At 62.2% G+C, this 20,190-nt stretch carries 20 protein-coding genes and 1 pseudogene; 11 read left to right on the top strand and 10 right to left on the bottom strand.

Features of this window, described 5'->3' with window-relative positions; genetic code table 11:
* The first annotated feature begins 13 nt into the window (after positions 1 to 13).
* The 3 genes from ACQ4OD_RS13910 to ACQ4OD_RS13900 are packed head-to-tail and all read left to right on the top strand — an operon-like array spanning position 14 to position 1,454.
* Complete coding sequence (locus ACQ4OD_RS13910) at positions 14 to 538, top strand: hypothetical protein (protein WP_139670761.1); 525 nt, start codon at positions 14 to 16, stop codon at positions 536 to 538.
* On the top strand, positions 535 to 1,089 hold the full coding sequence (locus tag ACQ4OD_RS13905) for a hypothetical protein (protein ID WP_430944444.1): 555 nt from the start codon (positions 535 to 537) through the stop codon (positions 1,087 to 1,089). The genes ACQ4OD_RS13910 and ACQ4OD_RS13905 overlap by 4 nt, the downstream gene beginning before the upstream one ends.
* A 50-nt stretch (positions 1,090 to 1,139) precedes the next feature.
* On the top strand, positions 1,140 to 1,454 hold the full coding sequence (locus ACQ4OD_RS13900) for a hypothetical protein (RefSeq protein WP_139670763.1): 315 nt from the start codon (positions 1,140 to 1,142) through the stop codon (positions 1,452 to 1,454).
* Positions 1,455 to 1,551: 97 nt separating this feature from the next.
* Here ACQ4OD_RS13900 and ACQ4OD_RS13895 read toward each other — a convergent pair whose 3' ends face one another.
* From ACQ4OD_RS13895 to ACQ4OD_RS13885, 3 genes are read right to left on the bottom strand one after another with little or no spacing between them, the layout of a single operon-like run.
* Positions 1,552 to 2,790, bottom strand: a complete 1,239-nt coding sequence (locus ACQ4OD_RS13895; RefSeq protein WP_139670765.1) for an MgtC/SapB family protein — start codon at positions 2,788 to 2,790, stop codon at positions 1,552 to 1,554.
* The gene (locus ACQ4OD_RS13890) at positions 2,775 to 3,584 is read right to left on the bottom strand and encodes a helix-turn-helix domain-containing protein (RefSeq protein WP_139670767.1); all 810 of its coding nucleotides are present in this window, start codon (positions 3,582 to 3,584) and stop codon (positions 2,775 to 2,777) included. Before ACQ4OD_RS13890 ends, ACQ4OD_RS13895 begins: the two co-directional genes overlap by 16 nt.
* Positions 3,585 to 3,586: 2 nt before the next feature.
* Complete coding sequence (locus ACQ4OD_RS13885) at positions 3,587 to 3,805, bottom strand: hypothetical protein (protein ID WP_198754523.1); 219 nt, start codon at positions 3,803 to 3,805, stop codon at positions 3,587 to 3,589.
* A gap of 315 nt (positions 3,806 to 4,120) precedes the next feature.
* Between ACQ4OD_RS13885 and ACQ4OD_RS13880 the strand changes: the two genes are divergently transcribed.
* Positions 4,121 to 5,047 carry a universal stress protein gene (locus ACQ4OD_RS13880; RefSeq protein WP_430944443.1) on the top strand — a complete coding sequence of 309 codons (927 nt, stop codon included), beginning with the start codon at positions 4,121 to 4,123 and terminating at the stop codon, positions 5,045 to 5,047.
* A gap of 28 nt (positions 5,048 to 5,075) precedes the next feature.
* Here the strand turns inward: ACQ4OD_RS13880 and ACQ4OD_RS13875 are convergent.
* A pseudogene (locus ACQ4OD_RS13875) lies at positions 5,076 to 5,624 on the bottom strand (GNAT family N-acetyltransferase).
* A gap of 181 nt (positions 5,625 to 5,805) precedes the next feature.
* On the opposite strand from ACQ4OD_RS13875, the gene ACQ4OD_RS13870 reads away from it, so the two are divergent.
* From ACQ4OD_RS13870 to ACQ4OD_RS13860, 3 genes are read left to right on the top strand one after another with little or no spacing between them, the layout of a single operon-like run.
* Positions 5,806 to 6,732, top strand: coding sequence for a universal stress protein (locus ACQ4OD_RS13870; RefSeq protein WP_430944442.1), 927 nt, complete (start codon positions 5,806 to 5,808; stop codon positions 6,730 to 6,732).
* Positions 6,723 to 8,090 (top strand): MBL fold metallo-hydrolase RNA specificity domain-containing protein, encoded by a 1,368-nt coding sequence (locus ACQ4OD_RS13865; RefSeq protein WP_430944441.1) that lies wholly within the window; start codon positions 6,723 to 6,725, stop codon positions 8,088 to 8,090. Before ACQ4OD_RS13870 ends, ACQ4OD_RS13865 begins: the two co-directional genes overlap by 10 nt.
* Before the next feature lie 20 nt (positions 8,091 to 8,110).
* Positions 8,111 to 8,755, top strand: coding sequence for a hypothetical protein (locus ACQ4OD_RS13860; protein ID WP_250888425.1), 645 nt, complete (start codon positions 8,111 to 8,113; stop codon positions 8,753 to 8,755).
* 219 nt (positions 8,756 to 8,974) lie between these two features.
* On the opposite strand, the gene ACQ4OD_RS13855 is transcribed toward ACQ4OD_RS13860, so the two are convergent.
* Both ACQ4OD_RS13855 and ACQ4OD_RS13850 read right to left on the bottom strand, forming a co-directional pair.
* On the bottom strand, positions 8,975 to 9,544 hold the full coding sequence (locus ACQ4OD_RS13855; protein ID WP_430944440.1) for a GNAT family N-acetyltransferase: 570 nt from the start codon (positions 9,542 to 9,544) through the stop codon (positions 8,975 to 8,977).
* Positions 9,545 to 9,743: 199 nt separating this feature from the next.
* Positions 9,744 to 10,169, bottom strand: a complete 426-nt coding sequence (locus tag ACQ4OD_RS13850) for a potassium channel family protein (RefSeq protein ID WP_139671358.1) — start codon at positions 10,167 to 10,169, stop codon at positions 9,744 to 9,746.
* 286 nt (positions 10,170 to 10,455) lie between these two features.
* Here ACQ4OD_RS13850 and ACQ4OD_RS13845 point away from each other — a divergent pair, with 286 nt between their 5' ends.
* Positions 10,456 to 12,534, top strand: a complete 2,079-nt coding sequence (locus ACQ4OD_RS13845) for a PAS domain-containing protein (RefSeq protein ID WP_430944439.1) — start codon at positions 10,456 to 10,458, stop codon at positions 12,532 to 12,534.
* A 94-nt stretch (positions 12,535 to 12,628) separates the two neighbouring features.
* Positions 12,629 to 13,999 carry a chromate efflux transporter gene (gene chrA, locus ACQ4OD_RS13840; protein ID WP_111532429.1) on the top strand — a complete coding sequence of 457 codons (1,371 nt, stop codon included), beginning with the start codon at positions 12,629 to 12,631 and terminating at the stop codon, positions 13,997 to 13,999.
* Positions 14,000 to 14,181: 182 nt separating this feature from the next.
* On the opposite strand, the gene ACQ4OD_RS13835 is transcribed toward chrA, so the two are convergent.
* The 4 genes from ACQ4OD_RS13835 to ACQ4OD_RS13820 all read right to left on the bottom strand — a co-directional run bounded on the left by ACQ4OD_RS13835 (position 14,182) and on the right by ACQ4OD_RS13820 (position 17,347).
* Positions 14,182 to 14,868: an anti-sigma factor gene (locus ACQ4OD_RS13835; protein WP_139670785.1), complete on the bottom strand. Its 687-nt coding sequence runs from the start codon at positions 14,866 to 14,868 to the stop codon at positions 14,182 to 14,184.
* On the bottom strand, positions 14,865 to 15,413 hold the full coding sequence (locus ACQ4OD_RS13830) for a sigma-70 family RNA polymerase sigma factor (RefSeq protein WP_111532427.1): 549 nt from the start codon (positions 15,411 to 15,413) through the stop codon (positions 14,865 to 14,867). Before ACQ4OD_RS13830 ends, ACQ4OD_RS13835 begins: the two co-directional genes overlap by 4 nt.
* A gap of 103 nt (positions 15,414 to 15,516) precedes the next feature.
* A complete protein-coding gene (locus tag ACQ4OD_RS13825; RefSeq protein WP_430944438.1) occupies positions 15,517 to 16,044 on the bottom strand; it encodes a DUF3455 domain-containing protein in 528 nt (175 codons plus the stop codon).
* A gap of 388 nt (positions 16,045 to 16,432) precedes the next feature.
* A complete protein-coding gene (locus ACQ4OD_RS13820; RefSeq protein ID WP_046855927.1) occupies positions 16,433 to 17,347 on the bottom strand; it encodes a LysR family transcriptional regulator in 915 nt (304 codons plus the stop codon).
* 207 nt (positions 17,348 to 17,554) lie between these two features.
* Between ACQ4OD_RS13820 and ACQ4OD_RS13815 the strand changes: the two genes are divergently transcribed.
* Positions 17,555 to 18,580 carry a zinc-dependent alcohol dehydrogenase family protein gene (locus ACQ4OD_RS13815; RefSeq protein ID WP_139670793.1) on the top strand — a complete coding sequence of 342 codons (1,026 nt, stop codon included), beginning with the start codon at positions 17,555 to 17,557 and terminating at the stop codon, positions 18,578 to 18,580.
* Between the two features lie 208 nt (positions 18,581 to 18,788).
* The gene (locus tag ACQ4OD_RS13810) at positions 18,789 to 20,168 is read left to right on the top strand and encodes a hypothetical protein (protein WP_258598118.1); all 1,380 of its coding nucleotides are present in this window, start codon (positions 18,789 to 18,791) and stop codon (positions 20,166 to 20,168) included.
* Positions 20,169 to 20,190 lie beyond the last annotated feature (22 nt).

Genomic DNA, 20,190 nt, shown 5'->3' with positions numbered 1-20,190 from the left:
AGGAAAACCCGCAATGAAAAAGACTCTGTTCCTCAGCGCCAGCCTGCTGCTGGCCGGCTGCGCAGGTACCCAGACCTTGCCCGATCCGCACATCGAGGCAGGCCAGGATTACCTGCCGCCGATCGCGGTAATGGTCGATTCGCTCGAGCACGGCACCGAGCTGCGCAATTACCTGCGCGAGAGCGGCGTATTCAGCAAGGTCGAGAATGGTGCTGCCGGCGAAGGGCAGACCCAGGTGATGGTCAAGCTGGATGCCCAGCGCAAGGTCGCGCCATTTCCTCTACTGTTCCTCAGTGCCGCCACTCTGTTCCTCTTGCCCTTGCAGAGTGACCTGGACACCAAGGCCGACTTCATCGTGATGCGTGATGGCAAGGTGCTCAAGCGTTATCACTATGAAAACTACATGGCCAAGTACGCCTGGCTGCTCGACCTCGGGGTTCCTGAACGCGAGGAAAACATCCGCCGGGTCGCCCGTGCCTTCGCCCGTGACATGCAGGCTGCCAACCTGGCCAGTAAGCCGCTGGAGGCGCAGCGATGAACAATCTGGTCAAGGCGGCGCTGATGGCGACCGGGCTGGCATTGCTCGGCGGCTGTAACCCGTCGATGAAGCCGCTGGGCTATCACGCGCAAAAGCCCTACGTGCCGATGAGCCTGCTGGTGCTGCCGGATGGCTACACCCGCTTCGACGTCCAGGAGCGTGACGAGCTGACCACCGCAGTCAGGTCGTCCGGCGCGTTCTCTTTCGTCGACCACGGACTGCCGCGCAAGGGTTACGCCCTGGTCATCAGCCAACCGCCAGGGGAAGGGGCTGGTTTTCTGGTCGCGCTCAACGCCCTGACGCTACTGACGTTCCCGATGCCCTACAGCTACGTGCACAACCTCACCGGCAAGGTCTACAAGGATGGCGAGCTGCTGCGCAGCTTCAGCTACAAGCGTGAGGGCATGAGCGTGGGCGCCTGGTATGTGCCGCCACCGATCACCGAGAACCAGCGGCAGATGCTTACCGAACTGATGCGCGACCTGGAGGCCAGTGCGCTGATTCCCCATGTCGACGATGCGGGGCAGGTTGGGTTGGTTGATCAACGGTAAGTCGTAGGCAGGCCAATGAATTCTCCGTCGCGCAGCAAGGGCGCTTGAACATGGGCAGAAGCGCAAGACTTCAAAAGAAATTGCACAAGCGCCATCTGATCGAGGTCGCCGAAGGGGTGGTGTTGAATGACAAGCTCGTCGAAATGCTATGGGCGCTCGATCATGGCGAGAGATTCGAGTTGAACTCGGGCTCGTTTAACGCTGGCGCCATCCTCCGATACCGCTTGAACTATGTGATAACGAGAGGGCCGGTTGCCGGGCACTGGTTATACAGAGCGTTCGACCCTGGGGAGTTGGCCTTGTTCTTCACGGCGAAAGACGTCGAAGGTTTGGGGCATGGTTGGACCTTGTTCGAGGATGAGTGATCCAGAACCTGCGTTGTTCGGAATGTGACTTGCCACCGCCCAAGTGTTCGAACTGCGCGTCAGCGACTGTGGGGCGATCGCTGGCGGCAATGGGGCGTTACGCCAGCATCCCCAGCCACATCGTCCCAAGAATGATGAGCTGCGCCGGCACCAGGTACCGTGCAAAATCGTAGCCACCATTGCTGAACGCCAAAACACATTTGGTCAGCGTGTTCCCCGTCAAAGCCATCATGCCCGGTACCACCAGCTCGGTCATTTGCAGCCGACCTGCAACCACCAGCGAGGCTGCCGACGCCGTTGCCGCGTGGGCATCGCCCAGGCCGCTGACGAACGCTGCGATGCTGGCACCGTTGTGTCCCAGGTGTTCGAGCAGAAACGCCGAGAGCAAAGCGATACCGGTCAGGGCGAGCGTGATGATGAGGGCTGTCCACAGATTGAAGGCGCCAGTGCCCGGATTCACCGCCGAGCAGTTCGAGTCGGCGCGCCAGGGCGCGAGCAGCAGCACGCCATAGAGCGCGGTAACCAGCGCGCCGAGGCCGACCGCTGGCAGGAAAGGGCCGAGCAGGTGACGGTCGATGAAGATCAGCACCAGGGCGAACTGGGTGATGGTGGCCAGGTTCGACAACACCGCCGCCGCCGCGAAGGGGCGCACCGCTGCGCTTTGTCGTCGGGCTTCATGGGCCAGCAGGGCAATGGTCGCCGAGCCGGAGGCAAAACCTGAAGCAATGGCACTCAAGGGCAGGCCATAGCGCGGACCCACGAGGCGTATGGCGATATGGCCCAACGCTGCCACCGTCATCAGCAGGACGACCAAGGTACAGATGGTGCGTGGGTTGAGCACGTTGTAGGGGCCCAGAAAGCGGTCCGGTGTAAGTGGCAATACCACCAGGGCTACCGTCAGCAATGTCAGCCCATCACGCAGCTCCTGTTCGCTCAGTCGCTGCAGCACGAAATGATGCAGCTCGTGGCGCAGGGCCAGCAATACGGTCGTGACCACACCTGCTGCAGCGCCGAGCTCAGGCTCGGCAACGCTCAGCGCGCCCAGGACCAGCACCAGCAAGAGGGCTATCTGCCCTGTCACATCCGGCATTCTCCTGCGCGAGTGGCGGTATTGCAGGCAGAGCAGCAGTACCAGGCCCAGGCTCGTTGTGCCGACCAGCACCGGTCCTGCCAGCAGCATGCTGACATAGCCAAGCAGGGCAGTGATGGCGAAGGTCCTCAGCCCCGCTGCGGCAGGTTCCTCGTCGCGACGTTTCTTGCGTTCGCGCTCAAGGCCTACCAGCATGCCGATCCCCAGCGCCACGGCGCCGTGGCCAACATTCAGCATGTCGAGCATGGCGCTTTCAGGCTTTGCTTGCGTTCACTGTCAGGGCCGCCTTGCTCGAGCGCCATCAACGCTGGCATGTCAAGTATTTCCACCAGCCTGCCGCACAGGCTGACGATGCCTTGCGCACGCAAGCGGGCGACCGAACGGCATACGGTCTCCAGGCGCAGGCCCAGGTAAGATGCCATGTCCTCTCGTGACATGCGTAACATGAAACCATGGGCGGAGTAGCCACGGTTGACGAAGCGCCTGGACAGTCCGATCAGAAAACTGGCCAGGCGCTGCTCGGCGGTGAGGTTGCACAGCATCAGCACGCGCCCGTGCTCACGCACGATCTCCCGGCTCATCAAGCGGTTCAGGCTTTGCTGCAATACCGGAAAGTCGCGTGCCAGCGCTTGCAGGCGACGATACGGCACTGGGCAGACTTCGCTGTCTTCCAGGGCAATCGCGTCGCAGACATGGTGGTCGGTGGCGATGGCGTCCAGGCCAAGCACATCACCCGTCATCCAGAAGTTGATCACTACACCCTGGCCTTCGACGCTGTTCAGGCTGGTCTTGAAACTGCCGCAGCGCACGGCATAGAGCGTGGTCAAGGGGTCATTGGCATTGAACAGCGCCGCCCCTTTGCGGATACGCATGCGTGGCCCGATCAGCGCGCCCAGGCAGCCGGAGTCATGCAAGGGCAGACCGGTGGGCAGGCACAAGCCGCTGACCCTACAGTCGCGGCACAATGTCGCCAGTGGTTCCAGGTGAGCCGCAGGTGAAGGAGGCTGCTCGAGCAGTGTGACTTTCAGTTGGCCAGACATGTTCAGGCCTCCTTCGCACATCGCCGGCCAGCCCGGACTGTCACGCCTGGGCGGGGCGACGAATCCGCGAGCATGTCCAGCGAATGCGGGGCGTTGAGGCGGGCGTTGAGCCGCTCGACAAACTGTTCGGCTTCAGCGGCGGTGCTGAAACCTACCCGCCAGTCGTCCATGCGGACCCAACAGCGGTTCCGTTCGGTGTTGTGCTCGATGTAGATGTTCATGGGTGCCTCCGGAGCATGCATGGGCAGGAAAACTGCGGAACAATGCGAAGCGAAGGCGTCCCTGCCAGCACGATTCGGTTTCTGTCGACGAACACCATTGCGTTGATGAGGGCCATGGCACGCCTCCGGAGGCTGGAGATTGTTGTTGATATGGGAGTAGCGTGCGCCCGGCAAGCGGCGATACGTTGATCCTCGTCAAGTTTTTGTGCAGCGGGATATGCCGTTGGTCCGTGGGGCGTCAGTTGACAAACGTCAAGTCTGCAAAGCACGGCTAAACGATGCTTGGGTTACGTATCGCAACCGCCGAGGTGTGCCATGGAAACCCTGCAAAGACTGCTGTTGATCGCATCGCCCCTGATGCGCCGAACCCCCGTCTACGACCGCGCCGCAGCACTGGCCAAGGCCAAGGGCATGGCGTTGCACATCGTGGCTTTCGATTATGTGGAAGGGCTTGCCACGGCGGGCCTGGTGAATGACCAGGCACTGGCGGTGATGCGCGAAGGCTACGTGCGGCAACACCGGGAATGGCTGGAAAGCCAGGCGCAGTCGATGCGGCGCAATGGTGTCACGGTCACCACCGAGGTGGTGTGGGTGCAGCATCCCTTGAGCGAGATCCTGGTGCACCTGCGCGAACAGCCGTTCGCCATGTTGATCAAGGCGTTCGAGCATGAACCCTGGTGGGCGCGTGCCATGTTCACCTCCCTGGATATCCAGCTGCTGCGCGAAACCCGCATCCCGCTGCATCTGGTGCACAAGGCCAGCCATGCGCTGCCGCGCCGGATCCTCGCGGCTGTGGACCTGTCCAGGCCCGAGGATCAGTTCGAAGGCTTCAACGACCAGATCATCAGCGAGGCGTTGAAACTGGCCCTGCAGTGCAACGGGCAGATCGAATTGCTGTATGCCTATGACCTGGGTTCGATGTACCTGGACGCCGGCGGCAGCCGGGAGCATTCGTTTCTGTTCGATTCCAACCTCGCCCAGACGCTTCACGAAGCCCAGAGCGATGCCTTCCAGGCCCTTGCCGAGCGCAATGGCATCGCTGTCGAGCACCGGCACATGCGCATAGGCGATCCAGCCAAGGTTCTGGCCGTGTTCATGGATAACAATGATATCGATGTGCTGGTGATGGGCAGTTATCACCACCACGGCATTGGATGGTTCATCGGCAGTACCGCGGAGCGGGTACTGCATCGCTTGTCCAGCAGTGTGCTGGTGATTTCCCCCGAACATGCCCAGGGGTAAGGTACAAGGCCCGCAAGGGCCTTGGTTTTCAGGCCCGCAGGTCAAGTTCGTGAAGGATCTCGCTGACATCGCCGCCCAGGTAGCGTGAGGTGAACCCCTGCGCCTTGGTCAGGCGGTGCATGGCGTAGTTGTTCGCCAGGTCCCTGGACATCATCCACTCTTAGCCATTGCGCCGCGCCGCTTCGATCAGGTGCAGCAACAGGCGCTTGCCCAGACCTCTACGCTGCCAGTCCTCCCGCACCGCCACGGCACACTCGCAGCACGGGCTACCCGATATTCCGGCGTAGCGGCTGACGCCAATCTGCTGCAAGCAGCCGTCGACGTGAGCCAGCGCGACATAGGCCATGCGCTGGTGGTAGTCGACGGGCATCCTTTGCGGGTCCAGGCTGGGCAGGCCGCTGCTGATCCCGGCGATGAAGCGGAAACGCCGGGCCTCGGAGGTGATCGACCTGAGGAAGTGCCGGTCGCGGTCGTGATCTTCCTCGCGCAGCGGCCGGATCAGCACGGGCGTGCCGTCATCAAGCTTTTCGACCCAGTGCTCGCAGGCGCCCGGCTGTTCGGTCTGCTGCGTATTCATGTTGCCTCCCATCACCCGGATAGATACCTGAAGCCGTTGTAACGTGGACGGCCGCCGCGGTTCTGACAATCGTCAAGTTCGGACCGGATCACGCGTTTCTGATCTGCATCAAGCGCCAGTGCGACCACCCCCGGAAAATCCCTTTCATCGCACCCCAGCGGCGCAAGTCCGGAGGTCCACCATGAGTCAATATCGACAGTTGCTGGTGCTGATTATCGACGTCGATCCGCATTCAGCCGCGCTGCGTAGGGGGCTGGCGCTGGCGCATGCCAGCGGAGCCCGCGTGCACGTGCTGGGGGTGTTCGTGCCAAGCGAGGCGCACCTGCTGCGCGAAGAGCGGCTGAATGAGGCCGATATCAAGCGCCAGTACGATCACTATCGCGAGCAGTTGCGAACGCTGGTCGAGCGGCACCGCAGCAGTGGCGTGGCACTGACGGTCGATAGCCTCTGCGCCGAGGATATCCGCAGCGAAGCCCTTGACTATATTCGCGAACTGCAACCGGACATGGTCATCAAGGACAGTGAAGCCGCGTCGGCCATGGCGCGGCTGTTCGGGACCCCGTTGGACTGTGCGCTGATGCGCGGCTTCAAGGGGCTCACCCTGTTCGTGCCGATGGCGGCCGCCTCATTGCCCCGGCGTGTTCTCGTAGCCGTAGACACCCGCTTCAGCGAGACGCCAGCCGTACAGGAACAGTTCAATCGTGGACTCATTCGTGTTGCCCAGGCCTTGGCACTGCAGTGCGATGCCCAGTTGCACCTGCTGTCTGCCTACAACATGGCCGGAGTGTTCGCGGCGGATATCAACCTCACCCAAGCGTGGATCGAAGAGATGCGCGAAGCACTGCAGGAATCCTTCAATGCCTTGGCTGAGGCCGAAGGGGTGGCGCCGGACTGTCGGCACTTCATGGAGGGCGGACCGGTGCAGGTGATCCGCGAACAGGTCGCGGCCCTGGAGGTCGACGCCGTGGTGATGGGTGTGGTGCAGCCCAAAGGGCTGGACAAGCTGCTGGGCGATACCACTGAACGTATCGTTGATCACCCACCGTGCAGCGTGCTGGCGGTTCATCCCCATGTGTTCGAAACCCAGGAGCCTTGGCCATGCAACTGACCTTTCTCGGCGGCACCGGGACAGTGACCGGCAGCAAATTCCTGTTGACCTACAACAGCACGCGAGTGCTGGTCGACTGCGGACTGTTCCAGGGCTACAAGCAATTGCGTCTGCGCAACTGGGAGCCCTTGCCACCGGCACTGCGGGCGCTCGATGCGGTCGTGCTGACCCATGCCCATCTCGACCATAGTGGCTACCTGCCGGTGCTGGCCAGGGAGGGCTATAGCGGGCCGATCTATGCCACCCCGGCAACCTGCGCCCTGGCTGAAGTGCTGTTGCTCGACAGCGCGCGGCTGCAGGAAGAGCAGGCCGAACATGCCAATCGCCACGGCTATTCCAGACACACGCCGGCGCGGCCGCTCTATACAGAACAGGATGCAAAGCGGGCGCTGGCACTGTTGCGCCCGGTGGAGCTGCACCAGGCAATGCCGATCACCGAGGGCATGGACCTGCTGTTGCGCACGGCAGGCCATATCCTGGGTGCGGCAACGGTGCAGCTCAGTTCCCAGGGGCAGACCTTGGTCTTCTCGGGTGACTTGGGCAGGCCGCAAGACCCGATCATGCGGGCGCCGGAGCTGATCCGGACGGCGGATGTGCTGCTGGTGGAGTCCACCTACGGTGATCGCCAGCACCCGACAGAATCGACCGAGCAGTACCTGGCCCAGGTGATCAACCAGACACTCCTGCGCCATGGCATCGTCCTGGTGCCGTCTTTCGCTGTCGGGCGCGCCCAACTGCTGATGTATTACCTGTACAAGCTCAAGCGTGACCGGCTGATCCCGGATATCCCGGTGTACCTCAACAGCCCGATGGCCACCGATGCCACCGCCCTGTATCAGCAGTTTCGCAACGAACATCGGCTAACGGCGGCGGAGTGCGCCGCGATGTGCAAGGGCACGCGGATCATCCGCACGGTCGATGAGTCCCGCCACCTCGACCAGCTGCGCGAGCCGGCGGTGATCATTGCCGCCAGTGGCATGGCTACCGGCGGCCGGGTGCTGCACCACCTGAAGGCGCTAGCCCCCAATCCGCGCAACAGCATCCTGTTCTCGGGTTTCCAGGCGGGAGGCACGCGCGGCGCCGACATCGTCGCTGGCGCCCGCAGCGTACGCCTGCAGGGCGAAGACGTGCCCATTCGGGCGCAGGTGCACGCCATGGAAAACCTTTCGGCCCATGCCGACGCCGACGAGATCATGGAGTGGTTGCGCGGTTTCACCCGGCCACCGCGGCAGACCTATGTGATCCATGGCGAGCCACATGCCGCTGACACCTTGCGACGGCGAATCAGCCTGGAGCTCGGTTGGCAGGTGTGCGTGCCGGAATATCAGGAAACCATTGCCATCGACCCTGTGCGCTGAACCCGGCGCGGGAGGTAGTCATGAACACGCAAGCACGAGCGAAACTACGGGCCTGGATGCACCGGCCCAGGGGCAGCCTGGGCTGGATCGTGGCCATTGTCGCGTTACTCGTCGCGGCATCTGTCTACCACGCCTTGAGCCCCAGCTGGCGCATGCCCATGCGTGATCCGGTCGTGCTCCTGAGCCTGCTGGCATGGAGTGTGGCGCTGGGCTGGGCCGTGCAGCACGGAGTGAAACGCACGGTCGGCAAAACCATTTTCAACGGCCAGGAGTCGGGCTGGCAGGCCAGGCTGGCATTGCTGCGCTCGATCAGCCGGGAGTCGAATGTGCTGATGGGCATGCTGTTGCTCCTGGCGGTGCTGGGCGCTGCGACCGCATGGCTGGCCGGGCGCTCTGTGGCGCAGATTGTTGAAAACTGCTCGGCCAACCTGCAGGCACAGGTGCAGGTGCCCGAAGATGAGCAGCTTGCGGCGCTGGTCGGCAAGCCCGTATGCACCTGCCTGGCGCAAACCTTTCTGGAGCGCAATGGGGTGATCCGCCTGGCGTTGTTCGAGACACCGCTGCAGAAAGTGAGCGGCCTGCGGGCGCTGACCCCTGCTGATGAGCAGCGCTGCCTCGCGCAGTTCGACCTGGTGCCCGAGGAAGGCAGTGCAACCAGGCCTTGAACCCAGGCGGTTGCCATCATGGGCATGCCTGCGCAGGTAGGCCGCCGCGCCTTAGGCTTTGTACGAAAAGTGCCTGCGCGACAATCATGCTGCGTTGAAAACAGGCTCGGAATGCTCATTTACAACCCGTAAGCTCCGCGTCCTCGCCTGTTTTTGCCTTGCCTGATCGTCGCTCGGCTACTTTTCGTACAAACCATAGGCCTGCGCGGCGGCCAGGGATCAACTCAGGATGAGCAGATGAATAACCTGGCTCAGGTCATCCGGGTCGGAGGCTGTGGTGAAGCCTGCCGCCTTGGCCAGGTCGCGCATGGGCTGATTGGCTGCCGAGTCGATCGAGTACATCTGCCGGAATCCCTTGGCCTTGGCGTGATCGATCAGGTGCCTAAGCAACAATTGGCCCAGCCCATGATGTTGCCAGCTGTCGAGTACCGTCACCGCGCACTCGCATTCATCCTTGCCGGCACAGGCGGCGTAGCGCGAAATGCCTACTTCCTGCAGTTCTCCGTCCACATGGGCGAGGGCGACATAGGCTGCCTGCCGGTTCTGGTCGACCATCATCAACTGGTCGAGCATGGCTTCACCGGGTTCCTTGACCTGGCAGAGGAAGCGAAAATGCCGCGACTCAGGCGACAAGCGCTCGATGAAGGCCTTTTCGCGTTGCCGGTCCTTGGCTTGCAACGGTCGGATCAGCACATGGCTGCCGTTGTCCAAGGCTTCGATCCAGTGCTCGCCAGGGGGTGTTGGAAACTCGGGTTTGGAGGGTTGGCGTGAAGTCTCGGCGGGGGGCATGGCAATATCCTCGGCAGTGATTGAACCAGGAAACACCAGTGTGGGCGATCGACCTGAAACTGACTTGACAGTTGTCAAAGGCGTGCAAGAGCCCCCGATCAAGCCTTCATCAACGCCGGCGGGAGGAAGATCTGCGCACCGAGGGTCTCTGAGCTTCTTCTGGCCTTTTGCGCTTTCTGAACACCTGGCTACTCGACCTTCATTTGGCTTTCCAGTACTTCTGCATCTCCAGAAACAGGAATGAAGCAGTCCAGGTGATCAGCACCAGGCCCGTCAGCGCCTGCAGGCCGGTGAGGTATTTGAGGTGACCGGTGGGGACGATGTCGCCGAAGCCTATGGTGGTGTAGGTGGTGAAGGAAAAATACACGCAGTCCAGAAGGCTCCCGTCGAAATGTCCGCTGAGCGTCCCCCAGCCCTCGGCATGGGCCATCAGGTAATAAGCCAGGGCGAAGCACCAGACTTCCACGGCATGGGCCAGCAACGCGCCGAACACCCCCGCGACGATACGGAACCGGCTCCACAGCCTCAGGCGTGGTAACCAGTCATTCAGGCGCAGCAGGCATTCGTAGTGGATGACCACCACCAGGATAACGATCAGCATGTTGATCAGCGTGACAGTGAGCATCATCGTTACTCGGGACGGGGTTGCACGGTCAATGCTAGCTCACGCCTGGCACCCACCAGGCTGCACGCTCGACGACTTCGCGCTTGCAGCAAATGGCTGGCAATCGTGTGATCCCAGGTACCTTCAAGTCTGTTGGGAACCATGAGTAGTGCAGTATTGATGTCAAAAGGCCGCCTTGCTGGAACGCCTTTGGTTGCCAGAGGTCTGAAGGGGTGGGTGGCCATTTACCAGCAACTATCAAAGCAGGTATCAGTCCAGAACGAAGCACAACGAAAGAAGGTGTGTAATGGACACGAAAGGCACTCACACAATCGAGCGAGAAAGTGGCGATAAGCCTCAAATGCTGCCGGCGGATGCGTGCGAACGTCTTCAGCTGGCACTGGAAGCAGGGGCTATCGTGGGCACGTGGGTCTGGGACATTTCAAAGAACTGTGTGACGGCTGACGAGCGCTTTGCCCGTACCTTCGACCTTTCACCGGCATGTTGCGCGCGCGGTATCCCCATTGAAGAGGCACTCACTTCGATCCATCCAGAGGATCATGTACGTCTGGATGAGGCCATTGAAGACGCCATGGTTCGCGGGGGCGCGTTCCGGTGTGAATACCGCGTCAAGCAGACTGATGGAGGCTACCGGTGGATCGAGGCCAATGGCCGTGCCCAGCACGATGATAATGGCGTAGCGGTCAGATTCCCGGGAGTGCTGATCGATATTGAATCGCGCAAGGCGGCGGAAGCTGAACGCGATCGCGCATCGGCGTTGCTTCGCGCGTTCACCGCGGCTGTTCCTGGAGTGGTGTACGCAAAAGACCGCGATGGCAGGCTCTTGATAGCAAACGATGGTGCCACGCGGTTGATCGGTAAGCCGCCGGAGTTTTATCTAGGCAAGACCGACTTGGAAATACTCGAGGACAAAGCGCAGGCCCTCAAGGTGATGGAGACGGACCAACGCATAATGCGCGGCGCCATGGCGGAGCAGATCGAGGAGCGAGTGGACATGCCGGATGGCTCGGAAACGATCTGGCTATCCGTCAAGGCACCGATGTTCAACGCTGCAGGCGAGGTGATTGGGCTGATTGGCTCATCTATTGATGTAACGGCAAGGAAGAACGCCGAGGCAGCATTGTTGGAACTGAACCAGAACCTGGAGGCGAGGGTTGGCGAGGCCATTGCCGAACGGGAGGCTGCGCAGGCGGCCCTTCGCCACTTGCAGAAGATGGAAGTGGTGGGGCAATTGACGGGAGGAATCGCCCATGATTTCAACAACTTGCTTGCAGGTATCGTTGGCAGTTTGGACCTGATCAAGGTTCGCTTGAGCAAAGGCCGCACGGCCGATCTTGAACGATATCTCTCGGTGGCCTATGGCGCTGCCCAGCGGGCTACGGCACTCACACATCGTTTGCTTGCCTTTTCACGCCGCCAGACGTTGTTGCCTCAAGTCACCAATGTGAACGAGCTGATCGCTGGCATGGAAGAACTGATCCGTCGTACCGTCGGCCCATTGATACGTTTGCAAGTAGATCTCTCTGCAACGAGCTCTACGTGCTTGATCGACCCTGGCCAGATGGAAAACGCTTTGTTGAACTTGTGCGTCAATGCAAGGGATGCCTTACCGGAAGGCGGAACCATCGCTATCGAGACGTCGAGCGTGACCCTTGAGGAAGGGGCCGGGCTGGATCCGGATTTACAGCCTGGAACTTACCTGAGCATCCGTGTGGTGGACGATGGCATCGGAATGAGCGAGGAAACCCTGGCCAAGGCATGTGAGCCGTTTTTCACCACCAAGCCAACAGGCGCAGGCACCGGCCTTGGGCTTTCGATGATCTATGGGTTTGCCAAGCAATCCCGTGGGCAGATGAAAATTGAATCGGCGTTGGGCAAAGGTACGAAGGTCTACTTGCAGCTACCCAATTGTGCCGAGCCGACCCAGGCGCCACCGCCCACTGCAGTCACAAGTGCGGTGCCGCAGGTCTGTGCGGGGGAAACGGTTCTGGTCGTCGATGATGAACCGTCCGTTCGAATGTTCGTCAGTGAAGTCCTTGGCAGCCTTGGCTATGTTGTCGTGGAAGCTGCCGATTCCCAGGCAGGTTTCCAGGTGCTGTGCTCGGACACGCGTGTGGATCTGCTCGTCACCGATATCGGCTTGCCGGGTGGGTTCGATGGCCGGGAGATGGCCGAAAAGGCCCGTCTAAGCAGGCCCGGATTACCTGTTCTGTTCATGACGGGGTACGTTGAACCGCAGATTCTTGAAGACTACCCACCAGGACCGGCAATGGCTGTGATTATCAAACCATTCAGTCTGGATGCGTTCAGGGCGAGCCTCCACGCAGTGCTGCAGGAGGCTCTCTCGATTGCGCAAGAGCCATGATTGACGGTTCGGCTATGGCGACGATTACTGGCAATGGTCGCAGAGGGCATTTTCGATGTAATGCTGGCAGCGCCTGCGCGTGAGGAAAAAAACAATGGTTGATACCACCCCCGCTGTGAGTAGACAGCCCCCATCGCAAGCGACTCAGCAGCCGATAGGCATTTATGAAGCTTTTCTGTTTTGGCTCAAGCTGGGCTTCATCAGCTTTGGCGGACCCGCCGGACAGATCTCGATCATGCACCAGGAACTGGTCGAGCGTCGCCGCTGGATCAGCGAGAAGCGGTTTTTGCACGCGCTGAACTACTGCATGTTGTTGCCTGGCCCTGAGGCTCAGCAGCTTGCCACCTACATCGGTTGGCTCATGCACCGCACCTGGGGTGGGGTGATTGCCGGCGCATTGTTCGTGCTGCCTTCGCTGTTCATTCTGATCGGTTTGTCCTGGGTCTACGTCGTGTTTGGCGAGGTGCCGGTAGTCGCGGGGATCTTCTATGGCATCAAACCGGCAGTCACGGCCATTGTGATCCACGCAGCCCACCGAATTGGATCGCGCGTACTGAAGAATGGCTGGCTGTGGGCTATGTCCGCAGCCTCGTTCGTGGCCATCTTCGCCCTCAACGCGCCGTTCCCCCTTATCGTGCTGGTGGCCGCCATCATTGGCTATATAGGCGGTCGCCTCGCCCCAGGCAAATTCGTGATCGGTGGCGGTCATGGGGGCGCGACGAACAGCTATGGTCCGGCTGTGATCGATGACGACACCCCACCCCCTGAGCATGCCCGTTTCAGCTCGAGGCACCTGGTACGCCTGCTGCTCACCGGTGCCGGACTATGGGCAATACCCATGGGGCTGCTGGTGCTGTGGTTTGGCTGGGATGGCACCCTGACGCAAATGGGCTGGTTTTTCACCAAGGCCGCTCTGATGACCTTTGGTGGCGCCTACGCGGTGCTGCCTTATGTCTACCAAGGGGCTGTCGGGCACTATGGGTGGCTGTCACCCACCCAGATGATCGATGGCCTCGCGTTAGGGGAAACCACACCAGGGCCATTGATCATGGTGGTTGCCTTCGTCGGCTTTGTCGGTGGCTACGTCCATCCGATGTTCGGTGCCGAACATCCATTCCTTGCTGGCGCAGTCGCAGCGAGTCTTGTCACTTGGTTCACCTTCCTGTCGTCGTTCATCTTCATCCTTGCTGGAGGCCCGGTAGTGGAGTCGACTCACAACGAGATTAAATTCACCGCCCCGCTTACAGGCATCACCGCCGCTGTAGTTGGCTTGATCCTGAACCTCGTTATGTTCTTCGGCTACCACGTGCTCTGGCCTATGGGCTTCAATGGGGCGTTCGACTGGCCGTCCGCAGTGATCACGGCTCTAGCTGCGATTGCTTTGTTTCGCTTCAAGCGAGGTGTGATTGAGGTGCTGTTCACCTGCGCACTGGCCGGCATCGCAGTGCACATGATGGGTATATGAGACCAGAGGTTGTGCCGAAAAGGGTTTCCCAGTGACCGGCGAGCCCTTGTCAATCCTTAGCCTGGCGCTGTAAAAAGCAGCGCTCAGATTACCTCTCGTCACTACCTGCTTGGGGGGGCGAAAGCGGAGTATTGTGGATAGCCTCTAACGACTCAGGCGGCCAGTATTTGCAGACTTGTGGGTCATATCACTTTTACCGCACGGCCAATGAACTTCACCGGCCCCGTCGGCAGCCCGGTGGGCGAACCGCCGGACTTCTCCAATGTCAGCTCGAACAACTGATTGGCCTCCAGTGGCGGCAGGCTCTGCAGCGGAACACGATAGGGCTCACCGGGTTTGACCAGGCCCAGCGAAACCGGTGCGCGCCACTGCTCGCCCTTGGTCCAGAACTGCAGGGCCATGCCTTCGGGGACTGCATCCTTGCCAAGCGGGATCAGCTCGATCATACGGCTGTCGCTGGTCTGTACCACCCAGCCAGGTGCCTGGCTGCTCGGTGCCACGAGCACTACCACGAATTGAGTGGTGGGCGGGGGTGTCGTCAGCAGCATGAACGTCAGCAACACGCTTGCTGCCAGCCCCGCAGTACTCAGTGCTTGCCACAGGCCGAGCCGTTGCCACCACTTGACTGAGGGGGTGGCCAATTCACTCAGGCTGCGCTGGATTCGGCCCCACAGGCGGGCGCTTGGTGGCCGCGCAGCAGCCAGCGCGGTCAGCTCCAGCAGGCGTGCCTCCCAGGCATCCACCGCGGCGCGCAAGTACGGGTCGGTGCCCAGGCGCTCGGTCACTGCGGCGTGTTGCTCCGGTGACAAGACCCCCAATACAAACTCGCCGGCGAGGGTGTCCAGTGCTTCGGCAGTATCCGGGTTCATTCCAGGCACTCCCGCAGAGCCTTCAGGCTGCGCTTGATCCAGGCTTTGACGGTGCCCAATGGCGCACCCAGTAGCCCGGCGATTTCGGCGTGGCTGCAACCGTCCACATAGGCGTGCAGGATGCAACGCTGGGGGGCGGGCTGCAATTGTTCGAGGCAACGGTAGATTTTCGCCGAGCCTGACCAGAGGTCAATGTCATCGAGCTCCCCGTGTAATGCAGTTGAAATGTCGAGGTGGGCGTCATCCAGCACGGCTTCACGGCGAGTATCGCGGATCGTATTCAGCGCCAGGTGGCGGGTGATGCTGTAGATCCAGCCCCGAGCTGAGCCGCGCGTCGGATCGAAGCTGGCAGCGCGGGTCCAGATGCGGATGAAGGCATCGTGGACGATATCTTCTGCGGTGGCGTCATCACGGGCAATGCGCCGGGCAACCCCCAACAGGCGTGCACCCTCGTGATCGTAGAGCGCCTGCAGGGCTCGGCGGTCGCCCTGTGCACAGGCCTTCAGGCAACGATCGAAATCGAAGTCGGTGACAGGCGAGTTCAACGTGTGCGGTTTCCTTGTTGTATGCAAGTTACCCCGGCCAATCAGCCGGGGGCTTGCCAACGAGCGTAGATGAACGGTTGCAACGTGTCTGCTCAAGCGTCCTTCACTTGGCTGTCCAGAACACATAGTCAGCCTGGTACTGGACGATCTGCTTGGCACCTTTGTTTTGCGCCGTGCAGTCGCTTGCCGGCGCCACGCCGCCGCGGGTGGCCAGGCGCTGGATATAGCTGACTCCCTGCATGGCGCCTTTGCCTTCGGCCGGGTTGGCCTTGACCAGTTGATAGGGTATGGCGCCCTTGTCGGCAGGTGCCACCGCCAGCTGGGTGCCGGTGACTTTCGATCCGTCCTTGGCCTGCCAGGTGGCGGGTGGGCCGAAGTAGTCGCCCACCCGTTTGCCTGTACGGTCATTGAGCACGGCCTTGGGGCCGACGAAGGTCCATTCGGTCTGGCCGGGGGTGTTGGCCTTGTCGCGGCACTCGTAGGTGATCTCGCCGACGCCTACGGTCTCGAGCAATACGCGATGGCCATCGGGGACCTTGACCGCATCAGGCAGCGCGGATTGGGCGTATGCGGGTTGCAACGTCAGGGCGAGGCTGCAGGCGAGCAGGCAGGCGGAGGATTTGAGGCTCATGGGTATGGCTCCTGACAGGTGATTGGGCTGGGCAGTCACAGGCCGCCCACTAGCAATACCCGCCAACGAGCAAACTGGATGCACTTAAATGGGAAAAATGGGTTTAGCCCACAACCTGCCAATAGGTCGACGCCTTTCCTGCGCATTTTCACCAACGCACCATGACTCCCCGGGGACTGAACACCTAGCCAGCGCATCGTGATGCTACTCAAGACACCGCGAACGCCCGCGATGGATTTACTCACCAGTCACTGTTCGGATACGTCACGGAAGGTGCGCTCTTCATCGAGCAACTGTGAAATGAGCGGAATACGATGGGCGGTTTTGGACTGATGTGCTCAACATCTCTATGAATCGATTAGTATTTTTTCATCTAAGTAGAAGCTTTTCACAAGCTATCCGGATCCCCGAAGAACATCTGTATCCGCGACCTCAACCACCGCTCTGCCGGATCATTGTCCTGCGCCCCGCGCCAGGCCATGTGCAGCTCGAAGCTGCGCACTTCCAGCGGCAGATCCTCGGCCCGCAGGCCGCCCGCTGCCGTGAGCGCATCGGCGGTGTAATCCGGCACGGTGGCAACGATATCCGTCCCCGCCAGCAAGCTCCCCAAGCCGTTGAACTGCGGCACGGCCAGCACCACATGGCGCTTGCGGCCGATCTCCTCCAGCGCCTCGTCGATGAACCCGGACAGGTCGCCGGCGAACGACACCAGCGCGTGGGGCCGGGCGCAGAAGTCGTCCAGGGTGATGTTGCCGGGCATGCTGTCGGCGCGCAGCAGCTTGGGCATGCTGCGGCGCAGTACCTTGCGCTTGGCGTTGGCCGGCAGGTCGCTGGTGTAGCTCACGCCCACCGAGATTTCGCCGGAGGCCAGCAGGGTGGGCATCAGCAGGTAGTTGACCCGGCGCACCACCAGCACGATGCCGGGCGCTTCGGCGCGGATGCGCTTGAGCAACTGGGGCAGCAGGGCGAACTCGGCATCGTCCGACAGGCCGATGCGGAACACGGCGTTACTGGTGGCCGGGTCGAACTCGGCGGCGCGGCTGACGGCGGTGGAGATCGAGTCCAGCGCCGGCGACAGCAGGGCGAAGATCTCGTGGGCGCGCGCCGATGGCTCCATGCTGCGGCCTGTGCGCACGAACAGCGGGTCGTCGAACAGGTTGCGCAGGCGCGACAGCGCGGCGCTGATCGCCGGCTGGCCGAGGAACAGTTTCTCGGCGGCGCGGGTCACGCTGCGTTCGTGCATCAGCGTCTCGAACACGATCAGCAGGTTGAGGTCTACGCGACGCAAGTCGTTACGATTCATTCGATGCGGCTCGCCTGAAGTGGGGCAGGGGTGAATCTTAAGGCCAAAGGCTGGTACCCTGCACCGATTTCCGGGTGCCAATGCACAGATTTGTCAGGGGCCCAATCAATGACAGGCATGTCGACTATTAACAGCCACTGATGGTCCAACCGTGAAAGCCCGGATAAAGTCCGTGGTAATACGAGATTCACAAAGGCGAGGTATGCGATGTCCCGCATGATCCGTTTCCACAAGTTCGGCCAGGCCGATGTGCTCCGTTGCGAGGAGCAGGCCGAACCGTCACCGGCCACCGGCGAGGTGCAGATCCGCGTCGAGGCGATCGGCATCAGCTGGTACGACGTGCTCTGGCGGCAGAACCTGGCGCCGTCCCAGGCGCGGCTGCCGGCGGGTATCGGCCATGAGATGGCCGGCGTGGTCACCGCGGTCGGCGAGGGAGTGGACGATATCGCGGTGGGCGACCGGGTCGCCAGCTTCCCGGCCACCAGCCCCAACGACCACCCGGTCTACGGTGACGTGATCGTGCTGCCGCGCAGCGCCATCACCCGTTATCCGGACGTGCTGACCCCGATCGAGGCCAGCGTGCACTACACCCCGCTGCTGATCGCCTACTTCGCCTATGTCGACCTGGCCCGGGCCAAGGCCGGGCAGACCGCGCTGGTCACCGACGCCAGCCACTGCGCCGGGCCGGCTTTCGTGCAACTGGGCAAGGCCCTGGGGTTGAAGGTGTTCGCCGCCACCAAGGAACCCGAGCAGCGTGAGTACCTGCTGGGCCTGGGCGCGGACAAGGTGATCGTCACCGAGGAGCAGGACCTGCTGATGCAGATCGGCAAGTACACCGATGGCCGTGGCGTGGACATGGTCCTCGACGGCATGGGCGGCCCGCAGATGTCGCTGCTCGGCGATGTCCTGGCACCGCGCGGCAGCCTGGTGCTGTATGGCCTGCAGGGCGGCAACCAGACGCCGTTCCCGGCCTGCGCGGCGTTCCAGAAGAACATCCAGTTCCATGTGCACTGCATCGGCAACTTCACCGGCAAGCCGGAGCTGGGCATCGCCCAGGACCAGGTGGCGTTGCAACGGGCCTTGCGCGACATCAACCAGTTCACCGCCGACCAGTTGCTGACACCGCAGATCATCAAGGTGTACCCGTTCGAGCAGGTGGTCGAGGCGCACCGGCATATGGACGCCTGCCCTTGCGGTGGACGGGTGGTGCTGGACATGGGCGGGCAGGGCTGACGCTGCCGACGCCAGCGCCGGGCAAGCCCGCTTCTACCGCCGTTGCATGACGCCCGCCCTGTAGGGGCGGGCCTTGGTTCGTGGCCTCACTGCCAAACATTGCTAATTTTCTTACCCGGTTTTGGGAAGTTTCCTTCAAGCCCGGTCAGCTATTCATCTGCCAGAATCGGACTTCAATTCGAAGCCGTCAGGGAGATGGAGCGATAGCATGACCGAGACCCACGACCAAGCCATGCACTATATCTACCAGCAAGTCCTGCAGCGCCTGCTGGAGCACATGAGCCAGGCCCAGCGCGCCTCGGTGCAGTTGCTGATCCAGCGCCTGCTGGTCATCGCTGGCGGCCAGGAATACATCGGCAACCTGCGGGTACTGGCCCTGCACGGCGTGGACCGGCGCAGCGCGCATCTGCTGGCCTGCCTGCGCGCCGCGCAACTGAGTATCGCCATTCGCCACGCCGCCACTTTCCGCCTGCGGGTGCTGGCGGCCCGCCTGCCCACCCTCGACGACACCGCCCTGGCCCTTCACGACCGTTGCTTCAGCGCACTGTTCCTGCACGATGATCCACGGGTGGAGCTGTTGCGCGCCGATGGCGGGCAGCTTGGCCCATTTGGTGCCCGACAGGCCTGTTCGGCCGAACAATTGGCCGCCGCGGGTAACGCCTGGCTGCTGTTCGGGCACCTCGCCGGCGGGCAGCCCGGGGCTTTGCTCGGCGCCAGGGGGTATCTGGATGTGGGGGCCAGCCTTGGGCAGGTGCTGGGTGGACAAGACGGCGAGCAGCTCCTGGTCAGCGCCGCGCCGCTTGCCCAGCGCCACCGCCTGCTGGCCTGGGGGCGGCGTTGCCTGCGCCATAGCGGGGAGGTCGCGCACACCGTGACACCCCACAGCGTCCTGGCCGCCGGTGTCGAACAGCTGCACCAGATGCTGTCCGACCCTTGGCAGTCGCCGACAGCGCCCATGCACGATCAGCCCTGGGGCGATACCCACCTGATGACGGTGGAGGATCTGCTGCGCCATCCCGATGACGGCGGGCACCTTGACCGCATGCTCGGGCGGGAGGAGGCGCAGGCCTGGCATGCCCAAGGGCCGGCAGGGTTGTTCGACCCCTTGCCGCTGGCCCACCTGCATGGCCTCAAGGCGCAGTACCTCGAGCAGCGTACCTACCGCGAGGGCGCGCAGGCGTTCTATCAGCGTTTGCGCCAGCCGGCGGTGGCCTGGCCGCAGGGGCGGGCCTTGCGCGACGAGGCTCAGGCGCGACTGCTTGCGGCCTATGGCGTCAATGAAGCGCAATTGGTCTGCCAGCTGTTCACCCCCTTCGACGCGCAGGGGCACAACCTCGAAGCCTTCGTGCTGCGCTGCCACCCCGGTATGCGCGTGGCGTTGCCATACCTGCACCGTGCCCTGCAGGGCCAGCCTTGTCCGGAGCCTGTCAGCCAGTGGCTGGTGGACACCAGCGGCCTGCAGCTCGCGCAGTTGCGGGCGCTGTACGCCGGCACGCTCGGCAGCCAGGCGCGGCGCCTGTATCAGTTGCTGGGGCGGCGCGACCTGTGGCTGCGGCCGCTGCCGACCGGTTCGTGGAGCAGCGCGTGACCGTTGATCCAGCGCACTTGCC

The organism is Pseudomonas sp. WC1, from assembly GCF_050586565.1.
GTDB lineage: Bacteria > Pseudomonadota > Gammaproteobacteria > Pseudomonadales > Pseudomonadaceae > Aquipseudomonas.
This window is presented reverse-complemented; position numbering and strand designations above follow the sequence as displayed.

Excerpts from the sequence above, each read along its gene's own strand:
- ACQ4OD_RS13910 (WP_139670761.1), top strand. The coding sequence starts at position 14 with ATGAAAAAGACTCTGTTCCTCAGCGCCAGCCTGCTGCTGGCCGGCTGC.
- ACQ4OD_RS13905 (WP_430944444.1), top strand. The coding sequence starts at position 535 with ATGAACAATCTGGTCAAGGCGGCGCTGATGGCGACCGGGCTGGCATTG.
- ACQ4OD_RS13900 (WP_139670763.1), top strand. The coding sequence starts at position 1,140 with ATGGGCAGAAGCGCAAGACTTCAAAAGAAATTGCACAAGCGCCATCTG.
- ACQ4OD_RS13895 (WP_139670765.1), bottom strand. The coding sequence starts at position 2,790 with ATGCTCGACATGCTGAATGTTGGCCACGGCGCCGTGGCGCTGGGGATC.
- ACQ4OD_RS13890 (WP_139670767.1), bottom strand. The coding sequence starts at position 3,584 with ATGTCTGGCCAACTGAAAGTCACACTGCTCGAGCAGCCTCCTTCACCT.
- ACQ4OD_RS13885 (WP_198754523.1), bottom strand. The coding sequence starts at position 3,805 with ATGAACATCTACATCGAGCACAACACCGAACGGAACCGCTGTTGGGTC.
- ACQ4OD_RS13880 (WP_430944443.1), top strand. The coding sequence starts at position 4,121 with ATGGAAACCCTGCAAAGACTGCTGTTGATCGCATCGCCCCTGATGCGC.
- ACQ4OD_RS13870 (WP_430944442.1), top strand. The coding sequence starts at position 5,806 with ATGAGTCAATATCGACAGTTGCTGGTGCTGATTATCGACGTCGATCCG.
- ACQ4OD_RS13865 (WP_430944441.1), top strand. The coding sequence starts at position 6,723 with ATGCAACTGACCTTTCTCGGCGGCACCGGGACAGTGACCGGCAGCAAA.
- ACQ4OD_RS13860 (WP_250888425.1), top strand. The coding sequence starts at position 8,111 with ATGAACACGCAAGCACGAGCGAAACTACGGGCCTGGATGCACCGGCCC.
- ACQ4OD_RS13855 (WP_430944440.1), bottom strand. The coding sequence starts at position 9,544 with ATGCCCCCCGCCGAGACTTCACGCCAACCCTCCAAACCCGAGTTTCCA.
- ACQ4OD_RS13850 (WP_139671358.1), bottom strand. The coding sequence starts at position 10,169 with ATGCTCACTGTCACGCTGATCAACATGCTGATCGTTATCCTGGTGGTG.
- ACQ4OD_RS13845 (WP_430944439.1), top strand. The coding sequence starts at position 10,456 with ATGGACACGAAAGGCACTCACACAATCGAGCGAGAAAGTGGCGATAAG.
- chrA (WP_111532429.1), top strand. The coding sequence starts at position 12,629 with ATGGTTGATACCACCCCCGCTGTGAGTAGACAGCCCCCATCGCAAGCG.
- ACQ4OD_RS13835 (WP_139670785.1), bottom strand. The coding sequence starts at position 14,868 with ATGAACCCGGATACTGCCGAAGCACTGGACACCCTCGCCGGCGAGTTT.
- ACQ4OD_RS13825 (WP_430944438.1), bottom strand. The coding sequence starts at position 16,044 with ATGAGCCTCAAATCCTCCGCCTGCCTGCTCGCCTGCAGCCTCGCCCTG.
- ACQ4OD_RS13820 (WP_046855927.1), bottom strand. The coding sequence starts at position 17,347 with ATGAATCGTAACGACTTGCGTCGCGTAGACCTCAACCTGCTGATCGTG.
- ACQ4OD_RS13815 (WP_139670793.1), top strand. The coding sequence starts at position 17,555 with ATGTCCCGCATGATCCGTTTCCACAAGTTCGGCCAGGCCGATGTGCTC.
- ACQ4OD_RS13810 (WP_258598118.1), top strand. The coding sequence starts at position 18,789 with ATGACCGAGACCCACGACCAAGCCATGCACTATATCTACCAGCAAGTC.